The organism is Chitinophaga sancti (genome assembly GCF_034087045.1).
In the GTDB taxonomy this organism is placed as follows: domain Bacteria; phylum Bacteroidota; class Bacteroidia; order Chitinophagales; family Chitinophagaceae; genus Chitinophaga; species Chitinophaga sancti_B.
Map to the genome: position 1 here is coordinate 957,673 of NZ_CP139247.1, position 14,130 is coordinate 971,802.

At 43.1% G+C, this 14,130-nt stretch carries 17 protein-coding genes; 4 read left to right on the forward strand and 13 right to left on the reverse strand.

Annotation, left to right across the window (positions count from 1 at the left end; all coding sequences use genetic code 11):
* Positions 1–168 precede the first annotated feature (168 nt).
* From SIO70_RS03950 to SIO70_RS03960, 3 genes are all read right to left on the reverse strand, one after another.
* Positions 169–507 carry a tRNA-binding protein gene (locus SIO70_RS03950; protein ID WP_320579639.1) on the reverse strand — a complete coding sequence of 113 codons (339 nt, stop codon included), beginning with the start codon at positions 505–507 and terminating at the stop codon, positions 169–171.
* A gap of 350 nt (positions 508–857) precedes the next feature.
* Positions 858–1,412: an LPS export ABC transporter periplasmic protein LptC gene (lptC, locus tag SIO70_RS03955; protein WP_320579641.1), complete on the reverse strand. Its 555-nt coding sequence runs from the start codon at positions 1,410–1,412 to the stop codon at positions 858–860.
* A 33-nt stretch (positions 1,413–1,445) separates the two neighbouring features.
* Positions 1,446–2,081: an LON peptidase substrate-binding domain-containing protein gene (locus SIO70_RS03960; protein ID WP_320579643.1), complete on the reverse strand. Its 636-nt coding sequence runs from the start codon at positions 2,079–2,081 to the stop codon at positions 1,446–1,448.
* Between the two features lie 59 nt (positions 2,082–2,140).
* Here SIO70_RS03960 and SIO70_RS03965 point away from each other — a divergent pair, with 59 nt between their 5' ends.
* Complete coding sequence (locus tag SIO70_RS03965) at positions 2,141–3,190, forward strand: glycosyltransferase family 1 protein (RefSeq protein ID WP_320579645.1); 1,050 nt, start codon at positions 2,141–2,143, stop codon at positions 3,188–3,190.
* A 17-nt stretch (positions 3,191–3,207) separates the two neighbouring features.
* Positions 3,208–4,251 (forward strand): glycosyltransferase family 1 protein, encoded by a 1,044-nt coding sequence (locus SIO70_RS03970; RefSeq protein WP_320579647.1) that lies wholly within the window; start codon positions 3,208–3,210, stop codon positions 4,249–4,251.
* On the opposite strand, the gene SIO70_RS03975 is transcribed toward SIO70_RS03970, so the two are convergent.
* Positions 4,248–5,120: a glycosyltransferase family 2 protein gene (locus SIO70_RS03975; RefSeq protein WP_320579649.1), complete on the reverse strand. Its 873-nt coding sequence runs from the start codon at positions 5,118–5,120 to the stop codon at positions 4,248–4,250. The genes SIO70_RS03970 and SIO70_RS03975 overlap by 4 nt on opposite strands.
* 50 nt (positions 5,121–5,170) lie before the next feature.
* Between SIO70_RS03975 and meaB the strand changes: the two genes are divergently transcribed.
* Positions 5,171–6,067: a methylmalonyl Co-A mutase-associated GTPase MeaB gene (meaB, locus tag SIO70_RS03980; protein ID WP_320579650.1), complete on the forward strand. Its 897-nt coding sequence runs from the start codon at positions 5,171–5,173 to the stop codon at positions 6,065–6,067.
* Here the strand turns inward: meaB and SIO70_RS03985 are convergent.
* Positions 6,027–7,136, reverse strand: a complete 1,110-nt coding sequence (locus tag SIO70_RS03985) for a chloride channel protein (RefSeq protein WP_320579652.1) — start codon at positions 7,134–7,136, stop codon at positions 6,027–6,029. The genes meaB and SIO70_RS03985 overlap by 41 nt on opposite strands.
* A gap of 243 nt (positions 7,137–7,379) precedes the next feature.
* Here SIO70_RS03985 and SIO70_RS03990 point away from each other — a divergent pair, with 243 nt between their 5' ends.
* A complete protein-coding gene (locus SIO70_RS03990; RefSeq protein WP_320579653.1) occupies positions 7,380–7,640 on the forward strand; it encodes a DUF2024 family protein in 261 nt (86 codons plus the stop codon).
* Positions 7,641–7,705: 65 nt separating this feature from the next.
* Here the strand turns inward: SIO70_RS03990 and SIO70_RS03995 are convergent, their stop codons facing one another.
* The 8 genes from SIO70_RS03995 to SIO70_RS04030 form a co-directional block, all read right to left on the reverse strand.
* Positions 7,706–7,918 carry a hypothetical protein gene (locus tag SIO70_RS03995; RefSeq protein WP_320579654.1) on the reverse strand — a complete coding sequence of 71 codons (213 nt, stop codon included), beginning with the start codon at positions 7,916–7,918 and terminating at the stop codon, positions 7,706–7,708.
* Between the two features lie 65 nt (positions 7,919–7,983).
* Positions 7,984–8,553 carry a DUF420 domain-containing protein gene (locus tag SIO70_RS04000; RefSeq protein ID WP_320579655.1) on the reverse strand — a complete coding sequence of 190 codons (570 nt, stop codon included), beginning with the start codon at positions 8,551–8,553 and terminating at the stop codon, positions 7,984–7,986.
* A gap of 95 nt (positions 8,554–8,648) precedes the next feature.
* Positions 8,649–9,329: an SCO family protein gene (locus SIO70_RS04005; RefSeq protein ID WP_083722952.1), complete on the reverse strand. Its 681-nt coding sequence runs from the start codon at positions 9,327–9,329 to the stop codon at positions 8,649–8,651.
* 129 nt (positions 9,330–9,458) lie between these two features.
* Positions 9,459–9,875 carry a cytochrome C oxidase subunit IV family protein gene (locus SIO70_RS04010; RefSeq protein WP_320579657.1) on the reverse strand — a complete coding sequence of 139 codons (417 nt, stop codon included), beginning with the start codon at positions 9,873–9,875 and terminating at the stop codon, positions 9,459–9,461.
* 45 nt (positions 9,876–9,920) lie between these two features.
* Positions 9,921–10,595, reverse strand: a complete 675-nt coding sequence (locus tag SIO70_RS04015) for a cytochrome c oxidase subunit 3 (protein WP_083722950.1) — start codon at positions 10,593–10,595, stop codon at positions 9,921–9,923.
* Between the two features lie 31 nt (positions 10,596–10,626).
* On the reverse strand, positions 10,627–11,184 hold the full coding sequence (locus SIO70_RS04020; protein WP_320579658.1) for a heme-copper oxidase subunit III: 558 nt from the start codon (positions 11,182–11,184) through the stop codon (positions 10,627–10,629).
* Positions 11,185–11,217: 33 nt separating this feature from the next.
* On the reverse strand, positions 11,218–12,126 hold the full coding sequence (gene cyoE / locus SIO70_RS04025; RefSeq protein ID WP_320579659.1) for a heme o synthase: 909 nt from the start codon (positions 12,124–12,126) through the stop codon (positions 11,218–11,220).
* Positions 12,127–12,243: 117 nt separating this feature from the next.
* The gene (locus SIO70_RS04030; RefSeq protein WP_320579660.1) at positions 12,244–14,079 is read right to left on the reverse strand and encodes a cbb3-type cytochrome c oxidase subunit I; all 1,836 of its coding nucleotides are present in this window, start codon (positions 14,077–14,079) and stop codon (positions 12,244–12,246) included.
* Positions 14,080–14,130: the final 51 nt, after the last annotated feature.

Sequence of the window (14,130 nt, forward strand, 5' to 3'; positions counted from 1 at the left end):
TCAAAGATATAGTCTACAAAAATGAGTTATCTTCCTATTTCCGTGAACGTTATAAAATAGTTCGTAAAACAGTAAGAATGAAGAGGTCAGCTGATATATATCAAATAAGATAATATTAATTAATTTTTAAATTGTAAATATTCTTAATTACTAATCAATACACCATTATCATCCTACTTGCAGGCCATTCCGGACCGCCCTGTCTGGCTGTAACAACACTACTTCTTTATCTGCACCCACTACACCGAGTACCAGGCATTCAGAGAAGAAATTAGCCACCTGCTTCACTGGAAAATTCACTACAGCAACCACCTGTTTGCCGATCAACGTCTCTTCACTATATAATTTGGTGATCTGGGCAGATGAACGCTTAATGCCCACCTCAGGGCCAAAGTCAATTAATAACTGGTAAGCGGGATTCTTTGCCTTGGGAAAATCGGCTACTTCTATAATGGTTCCTACCCGAATGGCTACCTTTTCAAAATCCTGCCACGTAATCTGTTCCATATTGTTTTGATATTGAGGTATTAAGATAATGAAAAAAGGCGGTAAGATTACCGCCTAATAATTTAACCATATCCTATGAAAAACCTATTGTAAATATATACTGACCGTTTTGTAGAAAAACCTGCCATTTAGTGAATGTTATAATATTGCCGGTGAATGCACGATTTAGTGATTATTCGAACATATGCCAGAGTATCATTATATTATAAAATAGATGGCTACGTGCACATACTTAATGGCATGGTTCTTGCGTTTTATAAGTACAAAATTTTAGGTTAAAAAATAGGTTAAAGCGAAACGGCCCATCATTGCATACGCAATGATGGGCCGTTCTCGTTGAGTGAATATCTTTAGTCCAGCATGGTGGTGTCCTGTACCACAAACGGACCGGTAGGATGCAAGATGGTGTAGTTTGTAAAGTCCTGGTTGGAAATCAGACCGGTACCATATAGGGTATCTGTTTCCGTACTGATCCTCACCGGCGTATTGGAAATAAACTGTTGCTTTTTAGAATCCCAGTTCAGCTCCTCGCAGTCCAGCCTTTCTCCTTTCTTGTTGATAACTACCACATGATCTTTCAGAAAGATATTGGCATCATTCTCAAAATATTTGCCATAGCGGGCTGTCAGGGTACTCTCTACGCTCAGGGTATCGTTGTAAAACAATACCTTCAGTCCGTTATTAAACTCCACATAGATAGGTACTGCCAGGTGGCGCAGCATTGTGGGGGCTGTCAGATTGGCTTTTACATGACCATCCTGACTGTACAGGGAGTTAATATTCTTCCCTTCCTCTACAGCGGCGGCTTTTTTATCGAGGTTCATCACAGCCTCCATATCGTTTTCGCACGATACGGCAGCTATCAGGACCCACAGGAACGCTAAACGCGTAATTATTTTCTTCATATATGTGCTTCGGGCAGCAAAATTATGCAATTCCTAAATATCACCTGCCGACAGGTTTCGAAAATGCCCATTCAAATTCACCCGGTCCTTCAACCGTTCCATTTCCGCCATAACAGGCACGACCTTTAGCAGGTGTCGCTTCAGGTATTCCAGCCGCTGCATTTCCTGGAACAGGTGAAGCAATTCGTACTCCTCATGCAGCGACAATCCCGCATGGTGGGCCATATCGTAAGAAAGCAGGTCAGCGTCTTCTTTCTTAAAGCTTTTATTCACCTGTAGCAGGTTGTGTAGCTCTCTTACAGCCTGTAATACCTGCTTTTGTAAGCGCTCGTTCGAGTTAAATTGATTCTCCGGGTAGTTGACTATAGCACCTGAGTATAACTTGTCTGGAATGGATTTGATCACTTCCAGTACGCGAAACACCTTTGTTCCCCTTGTTACGACATCCAGCTCTCCACTTTCATAAGACTTTTCCACTCGAACTACCTCTACCAATGTACCGTACTCTACTATCTTATTGTTAATCACTGCGGGAATTCCAAAAGTTTTCTGCTCGGCTATACATTCCCGGATAAGCTGTTTATATCTCGGCTCAAATATATGCAGGTTTAGCTGCTCTTCAGGATAAACCACAATACCAAGCGGAAATATTGGAATGAAATTCGTCATGGTTTCTAAATTATAGAATATATCTTTAACCCCAAATTATTCGCAACAGCTTAACTTATATGCCACAACTATTATTCGACTGTGAGAAAATGAAATACCCCAATACAGGACTCTTTGAATTCTGCAAACAACTGGGATTTGCTCTACATAATAATAAAATGGCAGATGAGGAAATGGTCTATTATGTTCCGGCACAGTATACCGGTTACTTTGGAGAGAATGCGACTTATATCAAAAAGAATTCCCTCCATAAGCACTGGATGCCGACCTACTTTAAGCCAACTATATGGCATACCACTTTTCAGACGTCAAGATACATGCCATCAACAGGTAGAGCTAAAAAAGTATTGACTATCCATGACCTAAACTGCATTCATGAAAAGATCCATCCAAAACAAATAAAAAGCACCTTAAAGGCTATCCAGGAAAACATTAACCGGGCAGATCATGTTGTAACAATTTCTCAATTTGTCATGAATGATGTGAAAACACACTTGCATTTGAAAGACAAATCTGCAAGTGTAGTGCTGAATGGATGCCACTTAGAAGAATATCCTGACTTTAATGCACCGGCTTATCATCCTACTAAACCATTTCTCTTTACCATTGGAGGCGTCAATGCCAAAAAGAATTTTCATGTATTGCCAGCGTTACTGGTTGGCAATGATTATGAATTGATCATAGCAGGACCTATTTTCGATGACAATTATAAGCAGCATATCCTGATGACAGCACAGGCACACGGTGTTGCCAGCAGGGTAAAAATAATAGGTGCCATATCCTATCCCGATAAATACTGGTATCTTCGTTATTGTGTCGGTTTTCTATTCCCTTCTATTGCTGAAGGTTTTGGTCTTCCCGTCATAGAAGCTATGACCTTGGGTAAGCCATGCTTTCTTTCTGACAAAACAAGTTTGCCTGAAATAGGAGGACCTCTTAGTTACTATTTTCACGATTTTGAACCAACCACTATGCAGGAAGTTTTCAGGAATGGCATACAGGATTACCTGAAAAATAATCCTTCCGAAGCTATAAAGGCACATGCAGCTCTGCTAAGCTATGATAATACGGCCAAAAACTATCTGAGTATATATCGCAGCCTTTATTAAACTCAACTTTCATTTTTATGCACCGCATCGGTCTGGATTTCGAGAAATTAAAGTATCCACACAACGGTCTTTATACCTTCTGTTTACAATTAGGACAACGACTATTGAACCTGCAGCAGCAGAATGAACAACTGCTGTATTATATGCCCGAATCTTTCACTGGATTCAATGGCAGATTTGCAACCATTCCTTATAAATGGTATGACAGATATGCCTTCTTTACTGAAAAGATGGACGTATTTCATGCTGTGCACCAGACAGGGAATGTGTGGCCCAGAAGGCAGGCAAAAAAAGCACTGGTCACTATTCATGATCTGAACTTCCTGTTTGATCAACGGCTCAGGAACTGGCAGAAACAGCATCACCTGCGCCAGTTGCAGAAACAGGTAGATGAAACGGATATAGTCGTTTCTATCTCAAAGTTTACATTGAGCGTGATCAGAGAACATATCAAAGTGCCGGAAAGTAAATGTCATATCGTATACCAGGGCTCTGAAGTAAAACAGTTTCCTGGGTTCGATACTCCTTCTTATAAACCACAAAAGCCTTTCCTGTTTACTATCGGTATGCTGACAGCCAAGAAGAATTTTCATGTACTGCCTGCATTGCTGATGGGGAATGATTATGAACTGATCATAGCCGGCAGACAACAGGGTGATTACATCAAAAAGATTGAAGCAGCAGCAGCAGAATTAGGTGTGAGCAACAGGTTGAAACTGGTAGGAGGTATTACAGATGAAGAGAAATACTGGTATTATAGCCAGTGTCTGGCATTCCTGTTTCCTTCACTGGCAGAAGGTTTTGGCGCACCTGTGGTAGAAGCCATGCACTTTGGCAAACCGGTGTTTTTGTCTGACAAAACGAGTTTACCTGAAGTAGGAGGGGCCGTCGCTTATTACTTCCGTGATTTTGCACCCGATGCTATGCAGGATGTTTTTGCGAAAGGGCTGGACCACTTTGCCGGCAATGATCGTGCAGATGCCATAAAAAAACATGCCCTGCAATTTAGCTGGGATGCTAATGCAAAGGCATATTTTGAATTATATCGAAGCTTGTATTAAATCTTTATATAGTTCCGGTAATCGAACAAACGCTTACCGGTTCTTTTTTCTATCCAATACAGGATACTATCCTTGAAACCAAATTTCTTCCTGCTGATATCGTGCTCAAACTTCCACCCCTTCTCATCAATCCTTGACTGCATCACAGCTGGATGTGTACCCCTGAATAGTTCCAGACTATCTACCACTCCATAATCAAACTCCTGGATATTCACCCTCTTCTTCATCTTCTCATTATTCCCACCATGATACAACTGGTATGAATTATTCAGCTTCCTTGCCTGTGCTTCCGGATCCTTTACCCATCCATAATGATAGATGTTGGCATCAATCTGTTTTACATGCAATTTCTCTCCTTCTTTTCTGAAACCCTGTGCATCGCGGTAAGAAGAAATCTTCTTATCATTTCTAATCACCCTGATCTCATACTTATACCACACTCTTGAATCACCAATATAATCGTAGCTGCCAAAGAAGTGCATGTATTCAAACAACAAACCTTCTACTTTAGGATCATCTTTATACTTTTCCATTGCAGCCTTTATTGCCGCATAATCTCTTTCATGCACCACCTCATCGGCCTGGATGTAAAAACACCAGTCTGCATCCGGACTTACATGTGCAAATGCCTTGTCTGTTTCTACAGCCAGAATACGTCCACCTTCTTTCAGCGAATCATCCCATACAGAATGTGTAATCTTAATTTTAGGAGAATCGATTGACTGAATGAGTTCCAATGTTCCATCGTCAGAATCACCTACACTGACAATCACCTCATCGCACAGTGGCAGGATCGACCTGATAGATGCCAATACAGGATAGTCATATTTAACGGCATTGCGAACAAAAGTGAATCCGGCTACTTTCATATAATAGTTATATTGGCTGCGAAGATAATCCGTTATTCGTAATTTAGAAGATGCGTTCTCTATTGACAGCCCTATTACAGGGCTCACCCAGGGCATTGGCCCGATGTATAACCCTGGTGGAAAATGAAGCCAGCGGGTACGAAGGACTGTTGGCAGACCTTCCTGCCAATAATCATACCCGGGTGATCGGCATTACCGGCCCTCCCGGCGCTGGCAAAAGTACGCTTGTGAATGGCTTAATTGAACTGCTACTGAAACAGGGGAAAAAGGTAGGCATCATTGCCGTTGACCCCAGTTCTCCCTTTAATTACGGCGCATTACTGGGAGATCGGGTACGTATGGCCCAGCATTTTAACAACGACCATGTTTTTATCCGCTCTATGGCAAGCAGAGGGGCATTGGGAGGATTAAGCCCAAGGATCATTGAAGTGAGCGACCTGATGAAAGCCGCTGGTTTTGATTATCTCTTTATAGAAACAGTTGGAGTGGGGCAGAGTGAAGTGGAAATAGCCGGAATTGCTACCACCACGGTAGTAGTGGTCGTACCGGAAGCAGGCGATGAAATACAAACCATGAAAGCAGGGTTGATGGAAATCGCAGACATCTTCGTGGTAAATAAAGCGGATAGAGATAATGCAGATGCATTTGTAAAAAACCTGCGCATACTGGCTCATAGCCGTGTTCAGGAAACAGCCGTTTTAAAAACAGTCGCTACTACCAACGAAGGCTTAACTGCATTGATAGCCGCCATCGACCATCATCAACAACAACTGACCCAGCATCCGGAAAAACACGCACAATTACTTACAGAGAAAGCCTGGCAACTCATACAACGCCAACGTATGCGTACCTTTAACAGGCAGGACTTGTTTCAGCAAATAAAAGCAGGACTTGAAAAAGGAGATTTTAATTTGTACCGTTTCTTACAATCAGTTTACGGAGTATAAAAGCAGGTATTACAGCTACTATAACAGGTAGAATGACCATCCATTGATGTGTCATTTCTATGGATAGTATAATTGCTGCCAGTATGATGGGGAGTCTTCCCGTGAGCATTGCTGCGATACCCACCATGGCAGCCACTCCGAATGTCGTATCATGCACACCAAATAACATCGCAAACAGCAATATACAGCCCGTTCCCAGTGCACCACCTATTAACACCAAAGGTGTAATCATCAACGCATGGCCAGGTGCGCCTGAACCAGCAGCCAACGCAAGCATTGCAAAACGCACCAATGATAATCCCAGGCAGATCTCCAGATTCATCTGACCGGTATACAGCACTTCTAAAAAGTTATTTCCCGTACCCAATCCTTCAGGTCGTAGCCAACCCAAATAACCAATGATCACAGCAGCAATGACCGGCAACCATTCCCGTTTGTAAGTGATCTTTCCCATCATCTTTATCAACCCTGTTAGTGAGATGCCAAATAGCGATACGACTATACCCGTAATAAAGTATACAGTTAATCCTGAAATCGTATTACCGCCTGATTCATGTATAGGAAAAACAGCTCCCCAGCCATAAAACAAAAAACAGCACAATGCACCTGTTGCAGCCGACAATAATATGGCAACGACATTCAATAAGGTAAACGCTATAAAACCCAGTTCAAAGATCAATACTGTCGCTGCCAGCGGTGCGTGCATCATATATGCCAATGCACCTGCAAGTGCCGCTGCTTTGAGCAACTTCCTTTCACCCAATACAAATAACCCACTTACAAAAGTACCTTCCACTCCAAACGGAAAACCTGTGCCGGTCATCAACAGGGCACTAAAAGGAACCAGCTTTTTCTTTCCGGACTTTGCAATCAGGGCACCAGCCAAAGCACCTGCTATTGGAATAAGGATGATCCACCCACCTAATCCGGAATCAGTAATATCAGGTATATCCGTTTTGAATGCTCCTAAAAAGCAGACCCAGGTGATGAAGTTAATCAGCCGTGCGAGTCCTTCAAACACCAATGCGGCGAGTACAGCAAACAATACAGCTAGCCCAATGCTTTTCATATTCTTAACTTCCGGTTATGTTAATGATTCGTTAACAGAAAAGAGTATATCTGTAAAATCAATTTAATTCCTCATTTATTACAATCTAATAATAAAATTATTAACCTGACAATCACTACTTCATTTTCGTGAGTAATCGTTCGTCAATAGCATGTTAAAAATTTCATGCCGTATACCCCCCGCCATACATTTGTGTCAACCTAGATTACTGTTATTGATAAATTGATAATTAACCACATATCCATGGAAGTTGCTATTTTCGACACCTATGTGAAACGCCGTGAAGGAGGCTATATGCATTTTGACATAATCGTCTCCGTTGACACTAATTACGAAAGCGTTCTCACATTTGGTAATGCTTACCTCAAATCCCGCTCATTGACTTCGCCAGTTATTTCGTCCCGTGATTGCAGGTTCTGCCATATGCAGGAAACTGTTCCTTCATGGGAAAAGAATATCCAGCAGCAAGGCTATCATATTTACGAACTGGAAGGTTGCAGGTAAAATCTTTAACTACAAAGGGCTGATCATTGCTGATCAGCCCTTTGCTTATTATGATTTGTAATAGTTTAAGCCTGTTGTCTGTTATTCCTGTAATAACGGAAGCCCAGAAATGCAATGATGATAAGTGGCGTTACTGCCAGCATCAGGATACCCGCATTCAATCCTTTCGCAGGTCCTTCTCCCAGTTGCTGTGCCGTCTTGGTACAAAGAGAACACTGTGCCATGGTTTGTGTGCTCAGGGCAAGGAGTATTGATGCTATTTGTCCAATCTTTTTCATACTACGAATTTAATTATAATAGAGGGATTTTCATTTTATAAGAATTAATTCCCGTCCTGATATCATCAATAATATGGCGCGATCATTACATACACAATCACACCGGTTACCGCTACATAAAACCAGATCGGCCATGTAATTCTCGCAATCTTCTTATGCTTCTCAAAGTCATTCTGAAACCCACGCAGCAAGGTAAACAATACCAGCGGAACTATAATACCAGCCAGGATAATATGCGTAATCAGGATAAAGAAATACACATACCTCAATCCGCCTGCCGCTGCTTTCTCTGCTTCTGTTACAATATAGTTATGATCTACATCACCATACATAGTAGACTTCACAAAGAAGTGATACGTTACATACGATACCAGGAAAATAGCTGACAGCGCCACCGCAACCAGGTTCGCCACCTTGTGTGCTTTAATCTGCTTCATCTTGATAAAATACAGACTCGCCAACAACAACACTGCTGTAGCTGAATTCAGTGCCGCATGAAACAACGGCAATACTGAAACATTAAACCCCGCTTCCATATGCTGGCGCGGCAAATACATCAGGAGCGCCACGACTACCGGTATCGCTATGGATACAATCGTAATAGGCAGGTTCAGATTTTTGTTTGTAAGACTCATATCAGGATATTTAAAGCAAAAAGTGAAACGGCAACGCTACACCTTAGCGTCTACACATTTCACTTTTATGCTTACTTTTCATTTTCTTAATTTTCTTATTCAGTACCTGGATTCAGAATCCTTTGCAGGAAAGGAGGACGATGCTTTGCCTTCTCCAGGTGCAATACAGCGATATCATTTGCGACCTGACGAATTACATTGCTGTCTGTTCCATCATAATACCCCCTGATCTGGCGGTCCTTGTCCAGTAAGATCAGTTTCTCTGTATGGATAAAATCATCCGGTCCGCCATCTCCCTCTGTCACGCTTACAAAAAACTCGTGTCGGGCCAGATCATAAATATCCTTCTTACTACCGGTTAGTAACCACCAGTTATCAGGATTAATATTGCGTTTTAAACCATATTGGCGCAAAGTCTCAGATGAATCTCTTTCCGGATCTACTGTCAGCGACAGCAGTTGCAGTAAGGTATCACTCTTGATATACGCTTTTTGTAGCTTTTCCAGATTTGCCATCATCTTTGGGCAAATGCTGGGACAGGAAGTAAAAAAGAAATTTACCAGCACCATTTTGTTTGGCAGGTCATGTAAGGATACCTGCTGGCCCATCTGGTTGGTAAATGTAAAATCCTTTACCGTATGATACACCGTATCATACGTTTGCTTCCCATCTTTCATCACAGTATCTACACGCTCCGCTATATAATGGCGGGGGAGTGGTACTGCATCCTCCCGATAGTGATCTACTATCAGGTAGCCCACCAATGGCAACAGCACGGCGAGTACTAGTCCTAAAAGTCCTTTCTGTGTGATGGCGTATGGTATTAATTGTGAACAAAAAATTACGCTTTACAATATCCGCATCGCTGGGGACAATGTAAAGCGTAATAGTATAAAAGTAATGAATTATTCGTGGTGTCCCTCTCCGCCTTCGATAACCTGTACTTTCTCAACTGGTTTTGGAGTACCAGGAGCCAGGTTCTTACGCATGTTCTTCCATGAATCACCATCAGCCAGGAAGGCGATGATAAACCAGACAAACAGCAGCAGTGGCATGAGGATAGTCATGATCAGGTTCTTGATCTCATGACCAAGGTGCATGAACTCAGCTACGATAAAGAATGCCTTCACAATGGTCAGACCAATGAAGATAGAGTTTACCAGCAGCTTAGGAGGAAACCCTGTGTTCAGGTGAATCAAAGCCAGCGCGATTTCAACAACTGTGATCGCTAATAAAATCCAAAACGTTTTCCAGATGCTCTTGGTAGAGCTATCAGCTACATGAACATCGTGACCCGCGTCTGTATATGTTGTATTTGACATGTGTTCTCTTTTTAAAATTCCAATTTACTAAATTCCCAATTCCGATTAGAGCAGGTAGAAACAGGTGAATACGAATACCCAAACCAGATCCACAAAGTGCCAGTACAGACCTACTTTTTCAACCATTTCATAGTGACCTCTGTCTTCGTAAGTACCTTTCAGTACGTTAGCCAGGATAAGGATGTTCAATATCACACCAGAAGTTACGTGCAAACCGTGGAAACCGGTGATGGTAAAGAAAAAGTTAGTAAAGTTAGGAGAACCAGCAGTACCATCAGCATTTGCAAAAGGATTACGACCCCACCATGCACCTTCGTGCCACAGATGTGTCCACTCCCATGCCTGACAGCTCAGGAACGCGATACCACCGATGATCGTCCAGACGAGCCATTTAGCTACATCCTGCTGACGACGCTGGTGACCGGCATGTACAGCCAATACCATAGTTACAGAACTCATGATCAGAATGAATGTCATCAAGCTCACAAATCCCATTGGAACATTTGCATGTCCCAAACCTGGGAACGAACGGAACACCTCGTTAGGGTCAGGCCATGAAGTACTCATGAAGCGGATCGTTCCATATGATATCAACAATGCTCCAAAAGTGAAGGCATCTGACAACAGGAAGTACCACATCATCAACTTTCCGTAACTCACATTAAAAGGAGAATGTCCCCCGGACCACCATTTTTTCTTCGCTGTAACTGCTGTATCCATTGTTTGTTTTGTAAATTAATTTTTAGAAAGTTTATCTGGCGATACTCAGAAAAATCAAAAGGTAAATCCACAGAATGTCTACAAAGTGCCAGTAAGTAGAGGCTACTTCAATCGGAACTGAACTGTAGCTTAATACTTTGGTTCTAAAGGCTCTTCCAAACAAAACCAGCAAAACGACTACTCCACCCAGTACGTGCAGCAGGTGTACACCTACAATCACATAAATAAAAGAAGCAGATGCCGGACCATTTAAAGGTAGCCCATTATGTGCCATCTGTGAAAATCCAATCCACTGACATACCGCAAATGCTATTCCTAACAGAGCGGTCAGCGTGATCAGCTGTTTGTATGCCTGCATATGTCTGTTTCTGAATTGCTTTACAGCTATCTGAACAGTTACACTACTGGCCAGGATTACTGCGGTGCTCACCCAAAAGATCATAGGCAGCTCGAAAGTGACCCAGTTTGCTTGCGATCGCTTTACTACATACGCACTGGTGAAACCAATAAACATCATCGTAATACTCCCCATAGCTATCCATAGGGAATATTTGTGTGGATGTATCTTTTTGCGTTGTTGTAAACTCATCGCCTGCATCACTATTTATTCTTTAAAACCTTATTAAATGTTATGCACTTTGTCAGCTAATAATGCCAACTGCATGATTGTAAGATAAATGTAAGATCCGAACATCAGCTTACGTGCTGCTGCAGCATCACATTTTCTATACAAGTTAACCGCACGGTAAAGGAAGAAAAGCGTAGCCAGAAATACGATCACTGCTGAAATGGCACCGCTGATCCTAAACAGATAAGGAAGACCACCCAGTGGAATCAGGAGGAATGTATACATTACAGCCTGAATAGCGATCATCCTGTTTGGTTCTGAACCGTTTGGTAATAATTTGAAACCGGCGTTTTTATAATCCTTATGTCCAACCCATGCAATCGCCCAGAAGTGAGGGAACTGCCATACGAATTGAAGTGCATATAAAGACCATCCGCCAGCGCCCAGTTCATCCGCTCCTGCTGCCCAGCCTATCAACAGTGGCATCGCTCCCGGGATTGCACCCACCAGCACCGCCAGTGAATTCCATCTTTTCCAGGGTGTATAGATAAATGCATACACTACCAGCGATAACAGGCTCAACCCAGCACTCAGCCAGTTGAATGCCCATGCCATGATCAATACACCGGAGATAGCTGTTGCAAAAGCCAGGATCCTGGCTTCTGTTTCAGAAACACGGCCGGAGGGCAGGGGCCTTACAGCCGTCCGTGCCATCAGCTTGTCTGTTTCTACTTCCAGTAACTGATTGATTGTATTTGCTGAGCCGGATACTAATAAACCACCGGCAAATAATTCAACGATTTTTATCAACGAAAACTCCACCCCAGGAACGAGTAAGTAACCCACTACACTGGAAAACACCACCATAAAGGTTAGGTTAAACTTCATCAGCTGAGAATAATCCTTCACCTTACTGGCTACAGCATACGACAACGACAATTTTATGGAGTTTGCTCTTATCATTTCTTAGTCCAAATCTGTGAGGTGCGTGCTCACAGGGGTCCAAAAATATCAATCTTCACTTTCGTTTTTTTGAGCTGCCCTCCCTTTTAGCGGGGGAGGGCAACCGGCAGGTCAGGATTAGTGACCGCCGTTAGCTTGTTCTTCCGGAGACAGTGGAACGACCTGAGGAATGAAATCCTGGCCATCCTTGCTGTAATCGTAAGCCCAACGGTGAACTTCAGGGATCTCACCAGGCCAGTTACCGTGACCAGGATTAATCGGAGTAGTCCATTCCAGGGTAGTCGCATTCCATGGGTTCTGAGTTGTTAACTTACGACCCTTGAAGATGCTATAGAAGAAGTTGAATACAAACAGGAGCTGAGTAGCAAATACCAGGATCACCACGATAGAGATGAAGTGGTTCAGATCAGCGAACTGTTTGAAAGACTCCCAGTTTGAGTAGTCATAATACCTCCTTGGCATACCCACCAGACCTTCATAGTGCATTGGCCAGAAGATCAGGTAAGCACCACACAGGGTGATCCAGAAGTGGATGTAAGAAAGGGTATTGTTCATGTAACGGCCAAACATTTTCGGGAACCAGTGATATACACCGGCGAAAGTACCGAAGAAGGCAGATACACCCATTACTATATGGAAGTGCGCGATTACGAAATATGTATCGTGCAGGTGAATATCGATAGAGGAGTTACCCAGCCAGATACCAGTCAGACCACCAGAGATGAATGTGCTCACGAAACCGATAGAGAACAGCATACCAGGAGTAAAACGGATGTTACCTCTCCAGATCGTAGTGATCCAGTTGAACACCTTGATCGCAGACGGTACCGCAATCAGCAATGTTAACAGTACGAAGAAGGCACCAAGGAATGGGTTCAGACCAGTTACGAACATGTGGTGCGCCCATACCAGGAAAGCCAGGATAACAATCGCGAACATGGAACCAACCATCGCCAGGTAACCGAAGATAGGTTTGCGGGAGTTAACCGCCATTACTTCAGATACCATACCCATTGCCGGGAGGATGATGATGTATACCTCAGGGTGACCCAGGAACCAGAACAAGTGCTGGTACAGGATAGCAGAACCCCCTTCGTTGCTCAATGCTTTACCATTTACGAACAGTTCGCTCAGGTAGAAGCTGGTACCACCATGGCGGTCGAACAGCAGCAGGATAAACCCTGACAGTAATACAGGGAAGGAAAGTACACCCAGTACAGCTGTGAAGAAGAAGCCCCAGATAGTCAGTGGCATCTTGGTCATAGTCATACCTTTGGTACGCATGTTCAGAATAGTAGAGATATAGTTCAGACCACCCAGCAGCTGAGACACTACGAACAGTGCCATTGCCGATAACCAGAGGTCCATACCTATTTTAGAACCAATTGACGCATCGCCCAGCGCACTCAATGGCGGATAAGCAGTCCAACCTCCAGATGCAGGACCAGTCTGTACAAACAGAGAGGTCATCATCACCACGCTAGCCAGGAAGAAGAACCAATAGCTCATCATGTTCATGAGAGGAGAAGCCATATCGCGGGCACCTACCTGCAAAGGAATCAGCAGGTTGGAGAAAGTACCGCTCAAACCGGCTGTTAATACAAAGAATACGAGGATTGTACCGTGCATTGTTACCAATGCATAGTAAGCTTCGTCAGTAATACGGCCACCTTTAGCCCATTTTCCCAGTATGCTTTCCATCCAGGGGAAAGTAGCATCAGGGAAACCCAGTTGCAAACGGAACAGTACAGAGAAGAAGGCACCTATGATAGCCCAGATAATACCGGTAATCAGAAACTGCTTAGCGATAGTTTTGTGATCCAGACTAAAAACATACTTCGAAATGAAGCCGCCCTCATGGTGCTCATGGTCATCGTGACCGTGGCCATGATCGTGCCCGTGGGCGCCGTGCATTAGCTCCTGTTGACTGTGCAATGTTGCTTCGTTACTCATAATCGGTGCTATTTATATAAAACTGATGTGCGTTCAGTTTTTCTTATAATT